This window comes from Methanobrevibacter sp. UBA212 (genome assembly GCF_905233225.1).
In the GTDB taxonomy this organism is placed as follows: domain Archaea; phylum Methanobacteriota; class Methanobacteria; order Methanobacteriales; family Methanobacteriaceae; genus Methanocatella.
This window is the reverse complement of record NZ_CAJODJ010000013.1, coordinates 1-23,338: the sequence shown is the minus strand read 5'-3', so window position 1 is coordinate 23,338 and position 23,338 is coordinate 1. Positions and strand designations below refer to the sequence as shown.

Here is a 23,338-nt window from a genome sequence, read left to right as displayed (position 1 = left end):
TGTACTCCCTCTTTTATCAAATAATTAAATAAACATCAATATTTTGCTTCCTTTTTTAACAATTCAAATAATTCTAATTGTCCTTCCTTTAAGGCATCTTCATAAGATTTGCCGTTTTTAACTTCATTAACCAATTTCATTTTAAGATTTTTAGCATCTTCATCAGATATTATCTCCAATGTGCCATTAAACCAACATAATCTTAAATCAGCATTTAACTTCTGGTATAGGCAGATGTCCTGAGCCGATTCGAATGTTGCATGTAATGCCTGAAGAGATGACATGTCAAACAAATGGAAGAAAACCTCTTCCAGCTCTTCAACAGTACAGTCAAATTCCTCAGAAAGAGGAACTATGACATCTCTTTGCACTGCATAACTTTTAACGATTCTTCTTTGCATCAATTCTAATTTAGCGTCGTCATCCATTTCTATCACATCATACATAATGGCCTTTTCAATAATACATATACAATAATTGCAATAATTAAACCGACGGCAGTTTCTTTTCTACCGTATCCCGGCCTTTCACCCATTACAAAACCTGCAAGGAGAAAACCGATTGCTGATAAAATAACATTGCCTGAACAAAATCCTAAAACCCATCCTGCAATTGAAACAATAGCAAATGGAACATTGAACTTGGTTACTGCAACAAATGGTTCCCCATGTTGCTTATAGCTGTAAAGCAGACCAAGAATGGATCCGGCAGCAAATGCAATTAAATAAATCATATAGTCTAACATAATATCTCCTACATAGGTTTATAAAGCAATATAAATGAACAAATTATTGCCAAAAATGTTATTATAAAACATATTTTCTCTATACTTTCTATCTTATGTGCAAAATTGCCCTTTGAAAGCAATACAAAAGCCGCAAGGACAATTCCAATTATAACTATCGGAGCGATGAGATATGAATGAAGTGCAGTAGTCAACAATCCCACAACGATTATTCCAATAGCCACCAGTGCTGTGAAATAAACAATCACATCCTCGCTGTTCATGCTACCACTCCTGTAAATATCATCAATACGGTTCCTGCAAAGCAGATTGCTCCTATGGTAATTTGAGTCATTACTGAATGATTCGGACTTAACAATGGGGTTGTCGCATTAATGAATCCTGTGATGAATGAAATCACAATCATTCCAATCAGATATCCCACGGCATTCAGCGGACCGAAGAATATTGTCAGGAACACCCAAAGAAGAACATACCATGCGATAGCCTCTGAAAACAGCATGAATCCCCTCAGGAATCCGAAGTGTTCAGTTTCAAATCCGGAAATCAAAACCTTATCCTTAGTTATTGCAAACGGAGAGTATGGAGATTTAGTAAGTATTAACATAAAGAACATCAAGGCTGCAAGAGGAATTGAATATATCAACGGACCATGCACTGACTGGTATGTAATGATTTCCCCAATATTCATTGTGCCGGTCACCATGTAAACGAACACTATTGCCGCAAACAATGGAAGCTCGGTTGCCGCTGAAAGCACTGCCCTCACACAGCTCAGCTTACCGTATGGGGAACCGGAACTTGAACCTGAGTTATGCTCAACAATCTTATAGACCGCATAAACGCCGAACAATATCAATAGGGAATCCTTGGCTACAGGACCTACAATTACCCCAACAACCCAAATCAATGCTAAGATAAATACGATTCCAATATAAAATACTTTTGATACTGTTTTTGGAAATGCAGTTTCCTTAAAGAAGAATTTCAAAGAGTGTATCAACTGCTGGACAATAGGCGGTCCTGGACGTTTCTGTACACGTGCCATCACTTTTCTGTGCAAACCTAAAAGCAGGCTCCCTGCCAGGAATGCAATAATAACTTGAATCAATATTTCTGCCATCAAATTCATAATACCACTTTAATACCCAGTGAATGGCTCCTTCACTCTTTCTTCCACATCTTCAGGTTTTGGCTTGGCCATGGTCAATAAGCCAAGAGATAAAATCCATGTTGGAATACCAAATATAGCTACAGCATAGACTATCCATGCCTCAAAGTTGATAACCAGACATGCGAGAATAGCTAATGTTGATAAAACCAATAATATGATACATGTAATTTTTTGATTTACCATACTCCCACTACCACAATACCAATAATAATATTTCAACAGCTCTTACAATAATAAACAATGAACTTAAGTGAATAATAACAATATATGGAGATCCTGCGGTTCTGAACATTTCCGCTTTACTTGCAAAGAAAGGCGCTACTCCGCTTTCACCCAAAATACCCAGCAACATCAGCACCGCACCCAATACCACCATAGGACTTGCAGGCATTTGGGACAGTACTGCAAGTGACAATGTGCCTGTCGCTGCAAGGATAATGGCGGCTCCACCAAACAAAGGCAAACTGCACATCATGGCAATCAGACCATAATTGAATGCGGAATCCAATACGCTGGTCTGTTTTACAGCAGATACGATACCTATATTCAGGATACCCACCAAAGCCATGAACAGTGTGAAGTTGAACAGATCGCCTGTAATCATAGCTCCAGCAGAGGCAATACCACATATCACTGCTAAAAATCTTCTTTGCTTAAGCTCTTTTTGACCTACCTTAACTTCAGTATTATTCAGATAATGCATAGTAGCTTCTACTTGAGTTTCAGGTTTGCTTAAACCGATCAATACTGTAAATCCAAGTAAAACCGCAAACAGGAACAAGCTGAATGGAGTCAGGTACAATACAATGTCTCCAAGTTGGATTGTTCCAAGCAAATTTCCTCCAAGTGTAACGAAATCCATTTTCTCACCTACTCGTTATCGATATCCTCTCTCATAAGCAGACCAATCAAGCCTACTTTGGAAGCTACTTTTAATAATAATCCACATGCAGCTAAGAATAAACTTAATAACCAATATTGAGGGGCTACGAAGAACAACAGGAATCCTATTATCCATAAACACCATGCAATACCGGAAACACCGGCAATGCCATCCAACATCAATACTGGAAGTCCTCTTGCTTTTTTAGATAATGCATACAATACAATTCCTCCACCAGCTACTGCTCCTCCAGTAAAACCAGTGAGGAATATTCCATATCCAATCAGGACCAATGCAATGAAATTAGGTGCAGTGGTCATGATTTCCATATCCAGAGAGAATGCCTGTGGGAAAATTGAAGAAGACTTGGCCAAATTGGCTCTTGGATCCTGTTCAATTTTACGCATTTCCCTTGTAATCAAAATTTCAGAAATTGCCAAGGTTTCAGCCAGCTCAACTACCAGACCAGGCAAAATCAATGCTTCAGCCAAGTCGGTTCCAACCGCAGAAACGACAAATATCATGGCAAGGCCGACAATATCTGTCAGTATGAGAATATGCAATTCCCTTCTGTTTATTGCAATTGCCATGGTTCCTATAAAACCAACTATCAAACCAGCATAGATTGCTGGCAGATACATGCTAATGAACGCCTGAGGAACAAACATCAGTTATCCCTCCTCAGCTGTTTAGCTCTTGCCTTAGCGTCATTTGCCTTGACATGACTGGCCACCCTGTTTGAATCATCAATAGCCTTTTTCACATCTTTTTTGATTTCGCCCTCATCATTTTTCCTGTTCATGGTATAATTGATGGACAACCATGAAGCGATGATGAATGCCATCATAAGGATACTGGATTCGAGAATGGTATCGAAACCCCTTGTATAGTACAGTATTTCATCTATGAGTCCTCCTGGAGATGAATATATTGATGTACCGAAGTAAGGTGAAATTGAAGAGACAAATTCCGCCAGCGGTGACATATAACCCGTAATCATACCCAAGCTCTCTGCATTTTCAGGATATTGAGGGTCAATATTACCTGGCTCTTTTAAAGGCACTCCACCTCTGTCATAAGGTGCAATGGCCAAACCTTCATCAACCTGCTCCTGAGGAGCAGGCCTGACATACAATTGGTCCGGATTCAATGCCAGAGGCACTATCAGACCGATTATCAAAATTATTCCAAGGCTAAATGCAAAAAGGCGTGGAATATTTTTAGGCTTTGCCAATTTGTTCCATAATGCTCCAATCCTCATACATCTGCCCCCATTTCTTCTAAGCGAATGATTGCTCTGAATAAAATCAATGTGATAATAACAGTTGTTGCAAGCAATGTCAGCAATGCCAGAACATGATTGTAACATAATAAGACCAGACAGACACCTATTGAAGCGATTTCTGTATTGAATGTCCTGACAACAGGGTCACTGACTCCCGGACCCCAAGCGGTGGCAATACTTCCCACAATTGCCAAAAATATTCCGAAATAGAAAAACAATGAAACGCTAATCATTGGCCTCACCACTTGCAATCTTATCGGTTCTGATTTCCTTAATTTTCACAATGGATAAAATGAATACTAAAGTTGACAATGGACCTGCCAATGCCGCAAACAATGCAACATCCAAATATTTGAACAGTACAACAACCAGAACAAATCCGGCATCCATTATATCAAACATTATAATCTTGTCTAATGGTTTTTTCATAAATATGACGCCAAATGCCCCAATGACCATCAAAGCTATTGCAATTATTGATACGAGAAATTCCATTTTCATTCCTCCAGCAATATTTCGTCATTTAGTCTATTTAATGTATAAGCAATAGCATTAGCACTGATTGTTGAACAGATGAAGAACGCTGCAGCAACAATAAGAGCAAATGGAGTATTAATCACCAATGCAATGATTGCAGAAACTCCAAAACCAATGACATTTAAATATAATAGTCTTTCAGCTCTGTTTTTTGTAACTAGAGCCCTTAATGCTACGAATATGACTATAATACCTATAATTTCAACATACATATAATCACTCTCTAGCATGCCTATTGAATTTTTTGGCTATTTTTCCTAAAACTACAGACATTTTTGCCTGATCAATGCCCATGACTGTAAATATGGCTATGACCATTCCAACAATGAACATTTCAGGTGTCAAACCTATGAAAGATGCTATAAATATTATTGCAGTGGCTGTCAAACATCCTGTAGTTCCAGCATATCCAGGATCGGCACATAACCTATTTCCAATAAATACCAGGAATGCTGCAATTATTCCGCCAGGAATTCCTAAAAGCAAGTATCCAATAGAAGCCATTAATGTACCGGCAGAAGCATCCGGAGAACATAAAATGTTTCCTTGGAAAAATCCGCCAGCAATATCTCCTCCTCTTTTTTCGACATCTTTACCAATTATTCTGGCGCCTTTAACGCCAGGCTGCTCGGGAAGTCCGAAATATGTATCCACAATTACAAAATTCAACCAACAAAGAATTGCGGCAATTATTATTCCAATTACCTCATTCATTTATATCCTCTCCTGCATTTTCATCCAGAGGTTTTGGAAATACGAAATCAAATAAATATTTCACAAATAATGCTGATAAAACACCAATAACAACTGCTAGAACTAATCCGTTATACATGAAAGTATAATTTAAAACAAGAAATATTGAAAGAATACCAATAGCAATTATTGGAGTCGGATATAATGCACTAACATCAAAAGAATACCTATATGGTTTGCTAGGAAGTAAAGGCAGCCTTAAAACTAAAGCTACAATGATAGAGCAAACAATAGCTACAACATAAGCTAATAAAATATCAAATGAAGATAAACTTAAATTGCTTAGCCCATAAAAGTTACTAAACGAAGCAAAATATATGGTATCAAACACCAAATCAAACATATTATTAGACTCCTCTTACTTTAATAATATACATATAAAAATATATAAATATTGTTACTTAAAAATAATATTAATTGCTTAATTATAATTTAAATTAATTAATGGTGGCTTAATGAAAAATAAAAACATTTTAATTACTGGTGGAGCAGGATTTATCGGTTCTCATATTGCTAATGAGTTAATGGACGATAACAACATCACCATTATTGATAATCTTTCCACAGGTAACATTAAAAATTTAAAAGCCCCTGAACATGAGAATTTAAATTTTATCAATGGAGACATATGCAATACTAATTTTGATGACATAACTTCAGATATTGATTACATTTTCCATCTTGCGGCAATGGCAAGTGTTCCATTGAGTGTCGAAAGACCCAAAGAATGCAATGAGATAAACCTTAATGCAACCGTAAAACTTTTAAAATCAGCTGCAGATAACGATGTGAAAAAAATAGTGTTTTCATCATCATCTTCCGTTTACGGGGAAAACAGAAATATGCCTTTAAAAGAAACAGAGATCCCAATGCCAAAATCCCCATATGCTGCATCAAAGGCAGGCTGCGAATTATACCTGAAATCATTTTATGAAATCTATGGCTTGAATTATACTGCGCTAAGATACTTCAATGTCTTTGGACCGAAACAGGACAAGAATTCCCCATATGCTTCAGTGATTCCCCATTTCATCAGTGCACTTCTTGAAGGCAAACAGGCTGAAATCTATGGGGACGGTGAGCAAACCAGGGACTTTGTCTATGTTGAAGATGTAGTGAAAGCAAATATTGCAGCTTGTGAAGTCGATTACAATGGCATCATCAATGTTGCATCAGGCAAAAAGCTGACCGTCAACAGATTATATGAAATCATTAAAGATACCTTAGGCAGTGATTTGGAACCTAAATATTTGCCTAAAAGATTAGGAGACATCAAACACTCCCTAGCAGACATCAGCAACATGGAAAAAATCGGCCTGAAAATTAATTCTAATGAATTCGAATCACAACTTATAGAAACCATAAACTGGTTCAAAACTATTCTATAGGAGGTCAAAAGATGGATAAAAATGTTACCGATTTCAATGTTCGCCTAAGAACAATCAGAATCAGGGACCTTATTGTAGGAATAATCATAACCGCAATCATAACAGGAATATTGACAGTCATCTTTCCAGAAATTTTTGAGTCAGACGAACTGTTCTTTATAGTTCTCTTTTTGATTGGAGCCCTGATGTTTGTGTGGGCACTCCGAGGAACAAGAGGCCTTGACCAAAATATTGAAAACATATTTGAAGAGAATAACCGAAAAGAACTGCTTTATGTTTTTGCAGTAAATTTATTGTTTGCATTCCTATTCACCTTTTTGATTTCCTCAATAGACATCATGGCAAGCCTAAATGACCCGACATGGATTTCCACAGGCATTGACACCGTTGATATTGATTCAAGTGTTGTTATTCTTGATGCAATCGGCGCCATAATTTTTGCTCCTATTGTTGAAGAATTGGTTTTCAGAGGAGTGCTGTTCAACCGACTGAAAATCAGAACCGGAATCATTCCTGCAATGATAATATCATCAGTCATATTCGGTCTTGGCCACGAATTCGGAGGAATAACTAGTGCAATCCTATTCGGAATCTGCATGTGCATACTATACACAAAAACAGACAATATTCTGATTCCAATGAGCGTGCACTTCCTAAATAATTTAACCGCAACACTTCTTAATGTCAGCGGTTTGGATGTGGCGATGACTCAAATGCCATGGATTGTACCATGCACAATTCTTTCAATAATCGGAACCGTTTATCTAATAAAATACATAATTAAAGAATCTAAACAGCTTAAAAAACAGCATAGTTAAAAAAAAAGAATTGATTAATGGAAACCGCATCCGCTGCAGGTTTCACATTTTTCCTCTTCAAGAGGATTATACTGCTTGTCTTCCTGTAAGGTGGCAGACAGGAAATACTGGTCCATTTCATCCTTATTTTTTAAGACTGGAGAAATTCCTTTAAAATCACATTTAATATCACCAGTTCCACCAATATCTACAAGAATCGGTTCCCCTAATTTGAATCGTCTAAAATAAGCTTCAACTTCATCTTTCAAAGCTCCAGGAACTCTGAAATTAAAAGATAAAATATTATTCTCCTTCATTTTTAAACCGACATATTTCTGATCAATCTCTAAATTTAAACCTAACTGCTTTTTGAAAATAATGTCAGTTCCTATCTCATTAGATGTCATTTGATTTTCTCCTTTAAATGATTAAATTAACATTAAAAGTTTGAAGTATTTAAAACTTTCCCACATTTTCAGCTAAAAATTAAAAACAAAATTTTTTGTTTAGAAAATTTATAACGAATTATCATGATTTTTAAAAAGGTTTATATAAAGTTAAATCCAAAACATATAATATTATAATATATATTATTATAATAAAAAAAATCAATGAAAAAATAGGTGTTTATGCATGAATGAATACAACATAGATATTGGAAATAGAATTAGAGAATTGAGAGAACTGTCAGACATTACTATTAAAGAAATCGCGCAAGAATTGAACATTACAGAAGAAACCTACATCCAATATGAAAATGCTGAAATTGACATTCCGGCAAGTTTCTTATATGAACTTGCACACATCTTTAAAGTTGATTTAGGATTATTATTAACCGGTGAAGAAAGCAGAATGAACATATTCGACATCACCCGTGCAAACAAGGGAGTTTCAGTCGACAGAAGCAAAGAGTATACCCATGAAAACCTATGCTCCAACTTCATTCACAAAAAGGCCGAAACATTTCTTGTGGTGGTCGACCCCAAAAAGAACCCTGCACCTTCACTTAACTCACACCCCGGTCAGGAATTCAACTATGTCCTTGAGGGTTCCTTAAAAATTTATATACACAACAACGAAATCGTACTGAACGAAGGAGACTGCATCTTCTTTGATTCAACACACAGACACGCAATGGTAGCGCTTAACGATAAACCGGCTAAGTTCTTAGCAGTAATCATATAATATTTATAGGAGATAATTAAATGAGCTCATTAATAGGAGATTTTGTAGAGAGAGTCGACTTTGACTCTTATGAAGATTTTCACGAAAACTTTAAACTGAAATATAATGACGACTACAACTTCGGATTCGACGTTGTGGACAAATACGCCGAAATAGACCCTGAAAAGATAGCCTTAATCTGGGTCAATGACCATGATGAGGAGCACACATTCACATTCAAGGAAATGAAGGAATATTCAAACAGAGCGGCAAACCTCTTTAAAAGTTTAGGAATTAAAAAAGGCGATTGCGTAATGCTTACCTTAAAAAACAGATATGAATGGTGGTTCTGCATGGTTGCATTGCATAAAATCGGTGCGATACCAATTCCAGGCACACACATGCTGAAACTTCATGACATTGACTTCAGATTAAAAGAAGCAAACGTTAAAATGGTCGTTTCAATCGAGGAAGATTCCCTGCTTCCAGATTATGAGGAAGCTGAAAAAACCCTTGACTATGAATTGAAAAAAGTGGTTATTGAAACCGACAGGGAAGGTTGGACAAATTTCAATGAGGCAATTAAAGAACAAAGCCCTATATTTGAAAGGCCTACCGGCGAGGATAAAACCTATGCCGAAGAGATATTCCTAATCTATTTCACATCAGGAACAAGCGGCCTTCCAAAAATGGTTTCACATAAGCACACCTACTCATTAGGCCACATCCCAACCGCCAAATACTGGCACAATGTTGTAGAGGACGGAATCCACCACAGTGCGGCAGATACCGGATGGGGTAAGGCAGTATGGGGAAACATCTATGGACAATGGATTGCAGGAACAGGAATATTCATTTATGATTACGACAGGTTTAACGGAATAAAACTGCTTGAAAATGTAATCAAATATAAGGTCAATACCTTTTGTGCCCCACCAACAGTTTACAGATTCCTGATTAAAGAGAATATCCAGGGTTATGACTTTTCAAATTTCACTTATGTAACCACAGCAGGAGAGCCTCTTCCTCCTGAAGTATCAGACAGATTCTATGACATTTCAGGATTGAGAATCAAGGAAGGGTTCGGGCAAACCGAAACAACCCTCTCAATCGGAACATTTATCTGGCTGGACGCAAAAGTGGGTTCCATTGGAAAGCCTTCACCACTATTTGATTTGAGACTGCTCGATGAAAACCATGAAAGAGTGGAAATCGGAGATGAAGGAGAACTATGTTTCAAATTGCAGGATGGTCCAAATCCGGGATTATTTAAAGATTATGTGAATGATGATGAAAAATACAGAAAGCAGATCCATCACGGATATTACCACTGCGGAGATACCGCATGGGTTGATGAAGAGGGATATGTCCACTTTGTCGGAAGAAACGATGACATAATCAAATCTTCAGGATATCGTATAGGACCGTACGAAGTTGAAAGTGCAGTTTTATCTCACGAAGCGGTTCAAAACTGTGCAATTACAGGTTATCCTGATGAAATAAGAGGCCAAATCGTAAAGGCAAGCATTGTCTTGCAGCCTGGCTTCGAGCCATCAGATTCACTTACAAAAGACATTCAAAATCATGTTAAAAAAGTAACAGCCCCTTATAAATATCCAAGAATGGTTGAATATGTGGATGAACTTCCCGAAACCATCAGCGGTAAAACAAGAAGGGTTGAAATCAGAGAGAAAGATTACAATAAATAAATTCAGATGATATAAATGACAGAAGAAGAGATATCTTATCCAGTTATAAATAAGGAAATATGCAAAGGCTGTATGAGATGTATAGTCGGATGTCCTCAAAATGCAATATTACTTTCACAAGACATGAACAACGCAGGATATCAATTTGCCTATTACAGCGGCAATGGATGTACAGGATGTAAGGACTGCTACTTTACATGCCCTGAACCACTGGCGCTGGAAGTACATCAGTATAAAAAGATAGTAAACGATTCAGTGGCCAAAATGATTAAGGTCAAAGCAGGAGGGAAATAAATGAGCAATCAGATGGTAAAAGGAAATACTGCGGTTGTCATCGGCGCAATGTATGCAGGATGCGACTGTTTTTTCGGATATCCAATTACCCCTGCAAGTGAAATCTTGCATGAAGCTTCAAAATACTTCCCTATGGTTGGAAGAAACTTCGTGCAGGCTGAAAGTGAAGAGGCATCAATCAATATGGTTTATGGTGCATCAGGAACCGGCCACAGAGTAATGACCTCATCATCCGGACCTGGAATCAGCCTAATGCAGGAAGGATTCACATTCCTTGCGGGAGCTGAACTTCCTGCAGTGATTGTGGACATCATGAGGGCAGGACCTGGACTTGGAAACATCGGACCTGAACAGGGAGACTACAACCAGGTCGTAAAAGGCGGAGGTCACGGAAACTACAAAAACATAGTTCTTGCTCCAAACAGCGTGCAGGAAATGTGCGACCTGACCATGAAAGCCTTTGAACTTGCAGACAAATGGAGAAATCCTGTTGTGGTTTTAGCCGACGGTACCCTAGGCCAGATGGCCGAACCTTTAGTGTTTCCGGAAAAGGCAATCGAACCTAAAAACGACAAGCCTTGGGCAGTGAAAGGTAATGCAGAAACCATGGACAATCTCATTACTTCAATTTATAATGACTTTAACGACTTGGAAGACTTCAACTTCAAGCTTCAGGAAAAATATGCGCAAATCGAAGCTGAAGAGGTAATCTATGACGAATATCAGGTTGATGATGCGGATATCGTTCTGGTATCATTCGGCATCAGTTCAAGAATTGCAAGATCCGCTGTTGACAAAAGCCGTGAAAAAGGCGTGAAAGTCGGACTTTTAAGACCGATTACATTATCACCTTTCCCTGTTGACAGAGTGAAAGAATTGGCAGATAAAGGAGTGAGCTTCATTTCAGTTGAAATGAGCAATGGCCAACTCTTGGCTGACGTGCATTTTGCAGCACTCAGAAAAGATGACACCCATCTGGTCAACAGAATGGGCGGAAACCTGATTGAACTAAAACATGTACTTGCTAAGATTTATGAGATAGCAGGCATTGACGATGAAGACATAGACCTATCCGAAAGAAGTGAGGAAAAGGCCAGTCCAAATATAATTGATTAGAGGATGTGGAAAAATGAGTGAAAAGGAAAATAAAGATTATGAGTTACAGGTACGTAGAAATCCACAATCCCTTTTAGAAGAATATCCCAGAAAAGGAACAAATATTCAATCTACCCACTACTGTGCCGGTTGTGGACATGGAATTTTACACAAACTGATTGCGGAATGTATGGACGAACTTGGAATCCAGGAAAGATGCGTTATGATTTCCCCTGTTGGATGTTCAGTATATGCTTATTTCTATTTCAACTGCGGCAACTTCCAGACCGCTCACGGAAGGGCACCTGCCGTTGCTACAGGAATTTCCAGAGCTGAAGACAATGCAATTGTCATGAGCTACCAGGGAGACGGAGACCTTGCCTCAATCGGTTTGAATGAAACCCTGCAGGCTGCAAACCGTGGAGAAAAGATAGCAGTGTTTTTCGTAAACAACACAGTTTACGGAATGACAGGCGGACAGATGGCACCAACTACCCTTATTGGTGAAAAGACAGTTACATGCCAGACCGGAAGGGACCCTGACTATGCAGGACACCCTACACACATGTGTGAACTGATCAACACATTAAAGGCACCAGTATACATCGAAAGGGTTTCACTTGCAAATCCATTGAAAATCAGACTTGCAAAATATGCCATCAAACAGGCATTGACAGTTCAAAAGGAAGGAAAGGGATATTCATTTGTGGAAGTCCTATCCCCTTGTCCTACCAACCTCAAACAGGACGTTGCAAGTGCACAGAAATTCATTGAGGAACAGATGGAAAAGGAATTCCCAGTCAAAAACTTCAGGAATAATCTATATACCAAGGAACCTGTCAAAAGACCTGCCAGTGACTTTTCAACCGAATCACTGGACAAGATATTCAATGTTAACAGAGGCGAAGGAACAGGATATGTCGATGATGAGATGGAACCTGTAAGCATCAAGGTTTCCGGATTCGGCGGTCAGGGAGTATTGAGTGCAGGATTGACAATCGCTCAGGCCGCATGTGCAGAGGGAAAACATGTTTCATGGTATCCTAGCTACGGACCGGAACAGAGAGGAGGAAAATCAAACTGTTCTGTTGTAATCTCCAATGAAACAATCGGAACTCCTGTTGTTGATGACATTGACATTCTCATTGCCTTAAACAAGCCATCTTTAGAGCAGTTCTCACAGGACGTTAAAGAAGGCGGAGTAATACTTTATGACGCTAAAATAGGAGAGTTTGAAACAGACCGTGACGTTAAGGTCATTGCAATGCCTTGTGTGGACATTGCAGAGGAACACGGCAATGCCAGAACTGCAAACACTGCACTTTTAGGAGCATTAACCGAACTGGGCGATGTTTTAAAACGCGAATCCTACGAAAATGCAATAAGAGAAATGTTTGCATCCAAACCTAAGGTCATTGATGTGAACATTGAAGTTCTAGAAGCTGGAGCTGAATGGATAAAAAACAATTCATAGCGTGATTTGATGACTTATAAAGAAAATGCTAAAAATTATATAGAAAATTACGGTTTAGGTATAGGGGACAAAATCAAAGTCAACAAGCAGGACATCTCCTATACCGGTATTCTGCTTGACAGGCCGGAAGATGCGGACGACGGATATATTGTAATAAAATTATCAAGCGGTTACAACATTGGTGTGGCTATCGAAGATACCACTGCGGAACTTAGCCAAAAATAGGATTTGGCCAAACCGAAATTCCCTATGATGATGCCAAACAGAACATTTCAATAGTTTCAACAGGAGGTACAGTATCCTCCGTCATCGATTACAGGACAGGAGCGGTACACCCTGCTTTTACCGCATCAGATCTGGTAAAGGCAAATCCTGAATTATTGGATTATGCCAACTACAATGTTAAGGCACTCTATAACATCTTAAGTGAAGACATGAAACCTGAATACTGGGTTAAGGCAGCAGAGGAAGTCGCAAATGACATTTCCAATGGCTCTGACGGTGTTGTAATAGCACATGGTACCGACACAATGCACTACACTTCAGCCGCATTGAGCTTCATGCTTAAGACTGCTCAGAGAAGTTCCGACAGACCTTCAAGCGATGCCAACATCAATCTGATCGATTCGGTAATCGCTGCAAAATCAGACATTGCAGAAGTTTGCGTCTGTATGCATGGAAGCCTGAATGACGAATACACATACTTACATAAAGGAACAAAGGTCAGGAAAATGCACACTTCAAGAAGGGACACATTCAGAAGCATAAACGCTCAGCCAATAGCCAAAATCCAAAACAAGAATGTTGAAATCAACCCTGAGTACAACTATACCAAACGTGGAGAAAATGAATTGGAGCTTAATACCGGCATTGAAGAGAAAGTCGGATTCATCAAAAGTTTCCCTGGCATTTCCAAAGAATTCATCGAATATCACATTGACAAAGGATACAAAGGCCTTGTAATTGAGGGAACCGGTCTCGGACATGTGCCTAATGACCTCATTGACTCATTCAAAAGGGCACAGGATGAAAACATCCCTGTGATAATGACCTCACAGTGCCTTTACGGAAGGGTCAACATGAACGTCTACTCAACCGGACGTAACATTCTTGATGCAGGAGTCATATCCGGCCGTGACATGACCCCCGAAACAACATATGTTAAATTATGCTGGGCATTAGGTCAAAGTGACGATTATGCAAAGGTAAAAGAGATTATGCAAACAAATGTTGCAGGTGAATTTAAAGAAAAATCCACAATCAGGGATTTCTTGAACTAAGGTGATAGCATGGATTATGATTATGAAAAATTAGGATTGAAAATGGGACTTGAGATTCACCAACAGTTGAACAGTCAGCACAAGCTGTTCTGCCCATGTAAAACAGAGCTTGTTGATGACGATTTTGATGAACTCGTTCAAAGAAAGCTAAGGCCGACCCAGTCAGAGCTTGGAGAAATCGACCGTGCTGCACTGCAGGAATCCTTAAGAGGACTCAATTTCAAATACGAGAACTTTGCAAAGCACACCTGCCTTGTTGAAAACGATGACGAACCTCCCCACAGCCTGAACGAAGAGGCACTGGACATATGTATTACAATCGCATGCCTCATGAACATGCACATAGTTGACGAATTCCACACAATGAGAAAACAGGTTATTGACGGAAGTAACACCGGAGGTTTCCAGAGAACAGGTATGGTTGCAACCGACGGTTATCTGCTTACCCCTTACGGAAAAGTTGTCATTGAAAGCCTTGGTCTTGAAGAGGACGCAGCAAGAAGGGTAGAAACAAAAGACGGATTTACCGAATTCAGACTGGACCGTTTGGGAATACCTCTTGCTGAAATCACAACCGACCCTTCAATGCATCATCCGGAACAGGTAAGGGAAGTTGCATACATGCTCGGTCAGATATTGAGAAGTACCAACGTCAAAAGAGGCCTCGGTACAATCAGACAGGACCTGAATATTTCCATTGCCGAAGGTGCACGTGTGGAAATCAAGGGTGTTCAGGACTTGGACCTGATGGCCGAAATAGTCAACCGTGAAGTTCAAAGGCAACTGGCATTGATCGACATCAGAAATGAGCTTCAGGCAAGAAACGCAGAAGTTTTAGAAGAGATTCATGACCTTGATGAGCTTCTTGAAGACACAGAATCCAAGATATTGAAATCCGCTGAAACAATCAAGGCCGTTGTATTGAAAGGTTACGCCGGTTTAATCGGCCGTGAAGTGCAGCCGGGAAGAAGGTTCGGTACCGAAATTGCAAGCTATGCCAAAAAACGTGGAGTTGCAGGAATCTTCCACTCAGACGAGCTTCCTGCCTACGGAATCAAACAGGACGAAGTTGACAAAATCACAGAGTTCTTAAACATCGGTGAAGAGGATGCGTTCATCATTGTAGCTCATGACGAGGACATTGCTGTATCTGCACTTGAAGAGGTTAAAAGAAGAGCAAACTTAGGTCTTGAAGGTGTTGTTGAAGAGACTAGAAAAGCTCTTGATGACGGCAACACCGAATACATGAGACCTTTACCTACAGCAAACAGAATGTATCTTGAAACAGACATTCCACTGTTCAAGATTACCCAAGACAGAATCGAGCCTATTGCAAACAGCCTTCCGGAATTGCCTGACGTCAAACAGGCCAGGATCATTGCAGAGTACATGTTAAGTGAAGACCTTGCAACACAGCTTGTCAAAAGACAGGTTGCAGATACATTTGAGGCCATTTTAGCTGAAGTTGACGTTGATGCAACACCAGTCGCCTCACTTCTTGCATATGACCTCAGGGAAATCAAAAGGGAAGGACATGAGATTACTGCCTTAACTCTTGACCACTTCAAAGATATCTTTAACCTTCTGGCCGACGGCAAAATCGCAAAGGACAGCGTTCGTAAGCTGGCCGTTGAAACCATCAAGGCACCTAACACAGACATTTCACAAATCGCAGAGGACAACAATCTTGTCATGATGAGCGACGAGGAGGTGCATGAAATCATTGCAGGCATCGTTGCAGACAATGAGGAAATGGTTAAGGAACGCCAAATGGGTGCCATGGGTCCATTGATGGGAATGTGCATGAAAGAGCTTAAAGGAAAAGCGGACGGCGGACTTGTAAACCAAATCGTTCGTGAAGAAATTCAAAAACTAATTTAGGGAAACTCAATTGAGTTCCCATAACTCTTTTTTTTAATTATATAAATTAATATTTTTGATGTATTTTACAGAAAGGACATCAATATTGACCTCATTAAAGAAAATTGACCTCATTTAATAGCAAATATTTATATAGAATTTAGAACATATCATATTCTATAATTTACCACCATTAGGAGGTTAATTTAATGATTCAAAAGTTTCAAGAAACAGAAAGAATATTTATTCCATCCTATGAAGAAAAAACTAGCACCATAACATTAGAAAAGTTCATAAAAGAAAACTTTCAAATCCCAAATGATGATTTAAAAAAAATATGTGAATTTGTAAGTCATGACAAAGAACTGGAAAAAATTATTTTTGAACTGCCAAATTTAATTCAAAAAGAAATAACCTACGATAAATTACAAATCAAATTCTATGAGGAATTCCAAGAAGATTATCTCCAGTTAGAAGTAAACATCTTCACTTCAATAGATACCCTAATCTCCTTGAAAATTGAAGACCGATTAGAACAAAGATTATACGAATTATTTGAAAGCAATTCCGCAGACAAAATATTATTAATTATGGAGTAATCTAAATGAAACAATCCGAAGAATTTGAGTGGTGTGAATTCAACAATCTGGCAGATTCATATATTAATCAATCTAACGAAGCAAAACAAAGAACTGGTGTCAGTAGATATTATTACGGTACTTTCTGTACAACACGTGATTTTTTAAACGAAAATGATATTTTTTTGAATGAAAAATCTAAAACAATGCATTCCAAAAGATCAGATGTTCATGGGGAAACTTCAAAAATCTTTAGAAAGCATGAAAGATTCAAGAAGAATAATATTGGAAAAACCATCTCTAAAGAATTAGACAAGTTAAGAAAAATGAGAAATGACGCAGATTACAATAAAATTACTTCAGATTCATTAAACAAGATGATGTTAAAATCTAAAATTAAATCTGAAAGAGTTTTACAACTGCTCGATGAACTAAATTAATTTAAAGAATTGTTTTTTAATCTAATACTATGGTAAAAATCCATAATATCTGATTAAAATACCCTTATTTTTTTAATTCTGACTAAACAGTGACCCCTCATCCAAGGTCCTTATTTTTAAAATCACTTTACGGGTTACCGGATAGAATATCAGTTCATACAATACCTTAAACACTATCTGACAGCAGATCATGGTCACGACCAACTCATTCGGCAGAACTCCATAGAATGAAATTGAAATGAAAATAACAGAATCGACAGTTTCCCCTATTACGGTACTTCCGACAACACGTACAAAAAGCAGATTATGGTATCTTTCCTTTAATTTGACAAGTACACGGGAGTTTAAGAGATTGCCCAGCATATAGGAAACAAGTCCTGCAACAAAGAGTCTGGGTGTTGTTGAGAGAAGAGCTGCAAATGCAGGGGCATTGGGACTGCTTGAAGGAAACAGCATGGCAACCTGATATAGCCCAACCGCCACAACATTGATGATGAAACCCAAATAGATAACATCCCTTGTCAGTTTAAAACCGTATATTTCAGACAGGATATCATTGACGATAAACAGTATCGGAAATGTCAATATCGAACAGGGCAAAGCTATGAAACCTATTTCCAGTGTCCGGGTAGCCAATATGTTGGATGCAATCATGCAGGCAAAAAATATTCCTGCCAAATATGCATATACATTAGTTTTATTCAAATTTTCAAACATTCAAAATCACCAGTGTTAAATATCAATCTGTTATAGGGCATTAATCTATCTTTTGATTTAGAAATAGCAACAATTTGGCAAATATTGTAAAAACCACAAACATCACCATTTTTTCTTTTTTAATCACCTCCAAAAAGAGCATGATTAAATTTAGGTATACCTAAAAAAATGCAAAGCTTTATATACTATGGTGACAAAGTAATTAATAGAGTTAAAATTTAGGCAAACCTAAACACTCTACATTATTAGTCAAAAATACTAATACTCTCCAAAATTAGAATTGTGTTGAATTAGATTTTCACAATTTGCTAATTTGATACAAGTCGTCGGAAAATTAAAAAAATCTACCAATATATAATTTTCCTCAAAAAACACACGGTGTTTAAACTAGTCACTTAAACACCAACACTCTCTCTTTTTATTCGCTCCAACAAATAATTACCATATACTCAATTTAACGATTAAGAATATACATATTCAAATTAAAAAGTAAGTGAAATATTTACCATTCATGATAATATAACGAAGCATGTTGGAAAATATGTATATTGTGAATGGTTAATCTAGAATTAATTAAAAAAAATAAAAAAAAGTAAAGTAACTGCCGAAGCGAGTTACTTTTTAACTTTCACGGCACTTTCTTGGCAACTTTGCCGTATGTTGCAGTATAGGTTACCTTTTTACCATTCTTGATTTTGTTCAAGAAACCCCCGTATAGAGTCAATACATTGAAGTTTTTTGGTGATGGAATGAAAATGCCTGTGAAAATGATTTCATCAGACATTTTCCTGATTATATAATGGTTATTCTGCTTTTTCCGGAAATTTTATATCTAAAATCTGCAGTTTTTATGTTAACCTTATATATTCCCTCAGTTAGGGTTTTAGTATTCAATTTAGCAACACCCCTCTTATCTGTTTTGACAGTGAATACCCTTGATTCGCTTCCGGAAGTCAATTTAATTTTAATTTTTATTCTCTTAACGACTTTTTTAGTATTTTTGTTTTTAACTTTTACTTTAAAGTATTTGTCAGTATTGAACTGGCTCTTTATACCAGGAGCTTTTACAGTTGTTGGAGTCTTAAAAAGCCTGTCAATGTTTCCAAATTTATGACGGCCCATATATTTCATTTTTGGAACCTTTGGAAGTTTATGTCCACCGACAGTCTTGCCTTTAAATTTAACGGTGTCCACCAATCCGCCTGATGACACGCCAACATATCTGCCGTTATCGTTAGCAGAATAACATTTAACTGAAGATGTTGCCCTATACTTTTTATCTGAAGTGGCTTTCCAATGAAGAACTACAATCTGCCTTCTGTTTACACCATATTTGTCAGTAGCACCTACTTTGATTGCGGCTTTAGCAGGATTCTTGCTGTATTTTCCAAAGGTACTGTGACGATAATACTGTTTAAAATTAGGTGTGCAAAGGAATTGGCCAGGTTTTAATTTGCCTGTGATGATTTTATTTTTCCATGCAACAGCATATCTGCCGTTTGGAGCCTTAATTGCAAAATGCCCGAAATTTATGCTTCTTTTATACCTATAGATCTTTTTTATGGAGGACATTTTAATCTTATTTGACTTGACCATATCCACAGCCAGACTTTGCATTCTTTTGATGAAACCATCGGAGTCGAGTCCGCCATTACCCACTATCCATCCATTAGAAAAGACAATTAAGTGAACAAAACCGTTGGAATTATAATGTTTCACGGCAGACAATCCTTTTATTTTACAGGGTTTTACAGTGATAGTAGTTCCCCCGGTATTGTCCCTTCTAAAGCCTCCGACTGCCTCGGTATCACTCACCTGCAAATAAAAAGAACAGCAGTCCTCACCAGCAGGGGCTTTTGCTTTTGAGGTTAGCTTGGCTTTAGAATCTTTGATTTGAACAGGCATTTTATAATTCCCTATCTTAAAATCATTATCTGAAGGAAATATCCTGTTTTCATCACTATTGACATCCCCATAGCTGTTCGGTTTTAAATCCAATGTGATTTTTCCCAAATCATCAGAGGTTTTGTTATACTGTTTTCCATCTATAAATATATTAATTTCTTTATTTTTAACTGGAATTCCATCAGCATCTGTTATATAGCTTTCAAGAACATTATTCTCATTACAATACCAATCCAGTTCATTCATCTCGATTTGAGTGCCAATTTGAGAATCATCACATGGATTTTCCATATAATCAATGCCTAATTCATTATCCCCATTTTCAGGGGAAGCCATGTTCTGCGAAATAGTTTGTGTATCGTTATCCTGAGCTGAAACGGCACACAAAGCAAACAATAAAATTAAAAATATCAGAACCATATTAAAAGTCTTTTTGAAATTCAACTTCATAATTACCCTCAACCTAAGACTATATAAAATAACTATGTTTAAACTACTTAAAAAAACTGATGTCTCAGAATTATAAACAAAAAATAGTGACAATATGAAATGAATCTTAGGGCATTTAATCAGCTGAAATCAGCTAAAAATAAAAAAAGAGAAGTAACCGCCGAAGCGAGCTACCTTTTAACTTTTACAGTCTTTTTGACTGTGTCTTTAATGTATGTTGCCTGATAAGCTACCTTCTTGCCAACTTTGAGCTTTTTCAAGACTGACTTTTTAATTGATACTTTTGCAACACCCTTAGAGTTGGTTTTTGCCTTGTAGGTTTTTCCCTTAAACTTGAAGACAATTATCTTATTCTTAAGATATTTGCCGTTGACCTTTGCCAAACTTGCAGTCAATACCAATTTTTTGCCGGATTTTTTGACGGATGCTGATTTGAGACTCACCAGATGCTTTACGACAACCTTATTCTTGGCGCTTGCCCCATTATATCTGATTTCAATGGAATGTGTGCCCACCTTAAAGTTACTGCCAATCCTAACTGTAACAAATCCGTTTTTATCTGTCTTGAGGTTTTGCATCTTGTTGTCAATGAGAACAGCTACGTTTTTCCCTTCACTTTCAGGATTTCCGTCATCCCCAATGATTCTGGCCTTATATTCGGCATTGCCTGCATAATATACTGTCAGGTCATTATTGTTTTCAATGCGGTTTACAATCTTCAATGTCCTTGTCGCATTTCCCGCAATCTCTGAAGAAACAAACACTGAATATGTGCCTTCATTCAGGTTTGCCCTGACATTGGCAATTCCCCCTTCATCAGTCATTGCAAAATATTGATTTGACAGGACAGTAAATGAAATCAGTTTATTTGCAATGCCGTTTCCATTCTCATCAACAAGTTTAACCTGATAGTCATAGCCACTATTCCAGGAGCGAACCATGTCATGTGCATCAAGTGATGCTGATTTGACATAAATGTTGATTTTTGTCTTGTTTGACACATAATTGTCATCACCGCTGTATGTTATTTTGGCGGAATGGTTGCCTGATTCAAGTTTTGGAAGAACGATTATGCAACTTCCGTTTAAAAGTGAAGCGGTGTAGACATTATCTGCCAATTTAACTGTTACTGTTCCTGTTGCGTTTTGCGCAAGGACTATTGGAATTTCAGCATTTTCATCAGCGGTAAGGATGATATCTGCAACATCCAATGAAACATTCTGCTTACTTTGAGATTCATGGCTTTCATTTTCAAGTATTTCCATCAGGATTCCTTCCCTTACGCCATTTTTGCAGAAATGAAGATATGTCACGTTGAAATATTCGGCAATTGTTTTCGTAATGATTAAACCCGGCAGGAAAGTGTTGACCCTTTCCGCATCGACATTGAGAATCTTTTCATAATTCTCCCCGGTCGGCTCGCTGAATTCATTTAACAGGTCATCCAGCATTGAAACCCGAATAGAACTATCATCATCAATATATCCGAGATACTGAAGAACTTTTTTAATTTTTTTAACTGACCCTCCAATACCAAACAAATCATTCCTTTGAGTTGAATTATCCACAACAAGCTTGTCAAGCTCGGACAATACCCTATTTTTTATATTAATAATTTCTGTTTGATTTGGAAACATTCCGCTGACATATTCCTGGTATGAGGACTCTGCACCAATCGGAATGCTTTCAGAAGTTATTATTTGCTTATTTACAAAATCAATTACTTCACAGCTTCCTCCTCCCAAATCAATTACAATACCCTTATCGGTTGTCAATTCACTATCCTTTACAGAGTTAAAAGTCGTATTCGCTTCCTTTTCACCGCTCAACAGATTAATGTCCAATCCGACTTTCTTCTTGACTGTTGCAATCACCTCTGCGGAATTGTCAATCTTTCTCAGGCTGGCTGTTGCAAACACAAATTTTGTTTTGACATTGACAAGGTTCATCACTTCATCAAAATCCTTCAAAACAGACACCAGCTCATCAATTCCCTCTTTTGTCAGATTGTTGTTTTCAACATAAATTGAAGTCACAGACTTTTCAGATAATGAGAGTACAGATTTAGGATTTCCACTATCCTTAATCTTGTATATCTCCAATTTCATGCTGTTTGCACCTATATCAACAATACCATACAATGGAGATTCGCTTTTTTGTACAGATTCGTCGTCTTTTTCCAAAACAACATCAGTTTCAGAGATGGAAACGTTTTCATCATATGAATTTTCACACAAATCCTCCTGTGAAACAGTTAAGGTATCATTGTCATCGAAAACCGGAACATTATCAGATTCACATATCATCTCTTCATTGTAATCTTGCGCTTTTAACTTTATTGTGCAAGAATTCTCCGGCTTCTTTAAGCCGGGGATGAATTGCACATTTAGTGGGTTAGTGTCTATTTTTTTATGTGGATGGGGTGGTGAGATTACTTTTCAAATGCTCTCGGATAAATGCTATATTATATGTAGGTTTATAATATGTAATATAGAAAGATGGGGAAAAACTTCAATAAGTTAATTTTTTTCCTTTCTTTTTTAAGCACGGTTTCATAATAATATATTCTAAAAAAAAAACAATCCTTTTAGTGATTATTATTTTTTTAGTCATTAGGATGATGTTTTAGGATTTTTTTTATAATTTTAATAAAATGTGAAAAAAAGATGTTGAATATGTGCGATAAAACTTTTATTTTAACTGATAAGGTTGAATTTGTTCCTGATGAAGAGATGGAAAAGGAATTATGGTTTAATATTAATGCCAGTGCTTTTGTGTACAATAAAACATTGGAATATAGTATTTACCGT

General features: G+C 37.5%; 28 protein-coding genes and 1 pseudogene. 11 read left to right on the top strand and 18 right to left on the bottom strand.

The features are described from left to right. Positions 1 to 35: 35 nt before the first annotated feature. From QZ138_RS04690 to QZ138_RS04630, 13 genes are read right to left on the bottom strand one after another with little or no spacing between them, the layout of a single operon-like run. Positions 36 to 428: a DUF1959 family protein gene (locus QZ138_RS04690; RefSeq protein ID WP_292886813.1), complete on the bottom strand. Its 393-nt coding sequence runs from the start codon at positions 426 to 428 to the stop codon at positions 36 to 38. Positions 429 to 433: 5 nt separating this feature from the next. Further along, on the bottom strand, positions 434 to 745 hold the full coding sequence (locus tag QZ138_RS04685) for an energy-converting hydrogenase subunit EhaL family protein (protein WP_292603554.1): 312 nt from the start codon (positions 743 to 745) through the stop codon (positions 434 to 436). An 8-nt stretch (positions 746 to 753) separates the two neighbouring features. After that, a complete protein-coding gene (locus QZ138_RS04680) occupies positions 754 to 1,008 on the bottom strand; it encodes a hypothetical protein (protein ID WP_292886810.1) in 255 nt (84 codons plus the stop codon). Then, positions 1,005 to 1,877, bottom strand: a complete 873-nt coding sequence (locus tag QZ138_RS04675) for a respiratory chain complex I subunit 1 family protein (protein WP_292886807.1) — start codon at positions 1,875 to 1,877, stop codon at positions 1,005 to 1,007. The genes QZ138_RS04680 and QZ138_RS04675 overlap by 4 nt, the downstream gene beginning before the upstream one ends. A 9-nt stretch (positions 1,878 to 1,886) precedes the next feature. Beyond that, a complete protein-coding gene (locus QZ138_RS04670) occupies positions 1,887 to 2,102 on the bottom strand; it encodes a DUF788 domain-containing protein (RefSeq protein ID WP_342765666.1) in 216 nt (71 codons plus the stop codon). A gap of 7 nt (positions 2,103 to 2,109) precedes the next feature. Then, positions 2,110 to 2,781: a hypothetical protein gene (locus tag QZ138_RS04665; RefSeq protein WP_292886801.1), complete on the bottom strand. Its 672-nt coding sequence runs from the start codon at positions 2,779 to 2,781 to the stop codon at positions 2,110 to 2,112. A gap of 8 nt (positions 2,782 to 2,789) precedes the next feature. Then, positions 2,790 to 3,470, bottom strand: a complete 681-nt coding sequence (locus tag QZ138_RS04660; protein ID WP_292886798.1) for an EhaG family protein — start codon at positions 3,468 to 3,470, stop codon at positions 2,790 to 2,792. After that, positions 3,470 to 4,063, bottom strand: coding sequence for an EhaF family protein (locus QZ138_RS04655; protein ID WP_292886795.1), 594 nt, complete (start codon positions 4,061 to 4,063; stop codon positions 3,470 to 3,472). Before QZ138_RS04655 ends, QZ138_RS04660 begins: the two co-directional genes overlap by 1 nt. Continuing rightward, on the bottom strand, positions 4,060 to 4,320 hold the full coding sequence (locus QZ138_RS04650) for a DUF2107 family protein (protein ID WP_292886793.1): 261 nt from the start codon (positions 4,318 to 4,320) through the stop codon (positions 4,060 to 4,062). The genes QZ138_RS04655 and QZ138_RS04650 overlap by 4 nt, the downstream gene beginning before the upstream one ends. Further along, complete coding sequence (locus QZ138_RS04645) at positions 4,313 to 4,582, bottom strand: DUF2108 domain-containing protein (RefSeq protein ID WP_292886790.1); 270 nt, start codon at positions 4,580 to 4,582, stop codon at positions 4,313 to 4,315. Before QZ138_RS04645 ends, QZ138_RS04650 begins: the two co-directional genes overlap by 8 nt. Positions 4,583 to 4,584: 2 nt before the next feature. Then, positions 4,585 to 4,836 carry a DUF2109 domain-containing protein gene (locus tag QZ138_RS04640; protein ID WP_292886882.1) on the bottom strand — a complete coding sequence of 84 codons (252 nt, stop codon included), beginning with the start codon at positions 4,834 to 4,836 and terminating at the stop codon, positions 4,585 to 4,587. A gap of 4 nt (positions 4,837 to 4,840) precedes the next feature. Beyond that, the gene (locus QZ138_RS04635; protein ID WP_292886787.1) at positions 4,841 to 5,338 is read right to left on the bottom strand and encodes a hypothetical protein; all 498 of its coding nucleotides are present in this window, start codon (positions 5,336 to 5,338) and stop codon (positions 4,841 to 4,843) included. Further along, on the bottom strand, positions 5,331 to 5,720 hold the full coding sequence (locus tag QZ138_RS04630; protein WP_292886784.1) for an energy-converting hydrogenase A subunit A EhaA: 390 nt from the start codon (positions 5,718 to 5,720) through the stop codon (positions 5,331 to 5,333). The genes QZ138_RS04635 and QZ138_RS04630 overlap by 8 nt, the downstream gene beginning before the upstream one ends. 112 nt (positions 5,721 to 5,832) lie before the next feature. Here QZ138_RS04630 and QZ138_RS04625 point away from each other — a divergent pair, with 112 nt between their 5' ends. Both QZ138_RS04625 and QZ138_RS04620 read left to right on the top strand, forming a co-directional pair. Beyond that, positions 5,833 to 6,765, top strand: coding sequence for an NAD-dependent epimerase/dehydratase family protein (locus tag QZ138_RS04625; RefSeq protein WP_292886782.1), 933 nt, complete (start codon positions 5,833 to 5,835; stop codon positions 6,763 to 6,765). An 11-nt stretch (positions 6,766 to 6,776) separates the two neighbouring features. After that, the gene (locus tag QZ138_RS04620) at positions 6,777 to 7,583 is read left to right on the top strand and encodes a CPBP family intramembrane glutamic endopeptidase (RefSeq protein WP_292886779.1); all 807 of its coding nucleotides are present in this window, start codon (positions 6,777 to 6,779) and stop codon (positions 7,581 to 7,583) included. 14 nt (positions 7,584 to 7,597) lie between these two features. Here QZ138_RS04620 and QZ138_RS04615 read toward each other — a convergent pair whose 3' ends face one another. Then, positions 7,598 to 7,969: a hypothetical protein gene (locus QZ138_RS04615; RefSeq protein WP_292886777.1), complete on the bottom strand. Its 372-nt coding sequence runs from the start codon at positions 7,967 to 7,969 to the stop codon at positions 7,598 to 7,600. Positions 7,970 to 8,195: 226 nt separating this feature from the next. Here QZ138_RS04615 and QZ138_RS04610 point away from each other — a divergent pair, with 226 nt between their 5' ends. The 9 genes and pseudogenes from QZ138_RS04610 to QZ138_RS04570 all read left to right on the top strand — a co-directional run bounded on the left by QZ138_RS04610 (position 8,196) and on the right by QZ138_RS04570 (position 17,456). Continuing rightward, a complete protein-coding gene (locus QZ138_RS04610; RefSeq protein ID WP_292886775.1) occupies positions 8,196 to 8,747 on the top strand; it encodes a helix-turn-helix domain-containing protein in 552 nt (183 codons plus the stop codon). Between the two features lie 20 nt (positions 8,748 to 8,767). After that, positions 8,768 to 10,435, top strand: a complete 1,668-nt coding sequence (locus tag QZ138_RS04605; RefSeq protein ID WP_292886773.1) for an AMP-binding protein — start codon at positions 8,768 to 8,770, stop codon at positions 10,433 to 10,435. 15 nt (positions 10,436 to 10,450) lie between these two features. Continuing rightward, positions 10,451 to 10,729: a 4Fe-4S dicluster domain-containing protein gene (locus QZ138_RS04600; protein WP_292886770.1), complete on the top strand. Its 279-nt coding sequence runs from the start codon at positions 10,451 to 10,453 to the stop codon at positions 10,727 to 10,729. Further along, complete coding sequence (locus QZ138_RS04595) at positions 10,730 to 11,845, top strand: 3-methyl-2-oxobutanoate dehydrogenase subunit VorB (RefSeq protein ID WP_292886767.1); 1,116 nt, start codon at positions 10,730 to 10,732, stop codon at positions 11,843 to 11,845. It begins immediately after the preceding gene. Between the two features lie 13 nt (positions 11,846 to 11,858). Continuing rightward, positions 11,859 to 13,298, top strand: coding sequence for a 2-oxoacid:acceptor oxidoreductase family protein (locus QZ138_RS04590; protein WP_292886764.1), 1,440 nt, complete (start codon positions 11,859 to 11,861; stop codon positions 13,296 to 13,298). A 9-nt stretch (positions 13,299 to 13,307) separates the two neighbouring features. After that, positions 13,308 to 14,578 (top strand): annotated as a pseudogene (gene gatD / locus QZ138_RS04585) (Glu-tRNA(Gln) amidotransferase subunit GatD). A 9-nt stretch (positions 14,579 to 14,587) separates the two neighbouring features. Continuing rightward, the gene (gene gatE / locus QZ138_RS04580; RefSeq protein ID WP_292886762.1) at positions 14,588 to 16,459 is read left to right on the top strand and encodes a Glu-tRNA(Gln) amidotransferase subunit GatE; all 1,872 of its coding nucleotides are present in this window, start codon (positions 14,588 to 14,590) and stop codon (positions 16,457 to 16,459) included. Between the two features lie 188 nt (positions 16,460 to 16,647). Then, positions 16,648 to 17,037 (top strand): hypothetical protein, encoded by a 390-nt coding sequence (locus QZ138_RS04575; RefSeq protein ID WP_292886760.1) that lies wholly within the window; start codon positions 16,648 to 16,650, stop codon positions 17,035 to 17,037. 5 nt (positions 17,038 to 17,042) lie between these two features. Further along, the gene (locus tag QZ138_RS04570) at positions 17,043 to 17,456 is read left to right on the top strand and encodes a hypothetical protein (protein ID WP_292886758.1); all 414 of its coding nucleotides are present in this window, start codon (positions 17,043 to 17,045) and stop codon (positions 17,454 to 17,456) included. 72 nt (positions 17,457 to 17,528) lie between these two features. Here the strand turns inward: QZ138_RS04570 and QZ138_RS04565 are convergent, their stop codons facing one another. From QZ138_RS04565 to QZ138_RS04550, 4 genes are all read right to left on the bottom strand, one after another. After that, positions 17,529 to 18,173, bottom strand: a complete 645-nt coding sequence (locus tag QZ138_RS04565) for a queuosine precursor transporter (RefSeq protein ID WP_292886756.1) — start codon at positions 18,171 to 18,173, stop codon at positions 17,529 to 17,531. Positions 18,174 to 18,801: 628 nt separating this feature from the next. Continuing rightward, entirely contained in the window at positions 18,802 to 18,957 is a 156-nt protein-coding gene (locus QZ138_RS04560) for a hypothetical protein (RefSeq protein WP_292602597.1), read from the bottom strand. Between the two features lie 8 nt (positions 18,958 to 18,965). After that, positions 18,966 to 20,528, bottom strand: coding sequence for a hypothetical protein (locus tag QZ138_RS04555; RefSeq protein ID WP_292886754.1), 1,563 nt, complete (start codon positions 20,526 to 20,528; stop codon positions 18,966 to 18,968). Between the two features lie 170 nt (positions 20,529 to 20,698). Further along, positions 20,699 to 22,834 carry a hypothetical protein gene (locus QZ138_RS04550; RefSeq protein ID WP_292886753.1) on the bottom strand — a complete coding sequence of 712 codons (2,136 nt, stop codon included), beginning with the start codon at positions 22,832 to 22,834 and terminating at the stop codon, positions 20,699 to 20,701. Positions 22,835 to 23,338: the final 504 nt, after the last annotated feature.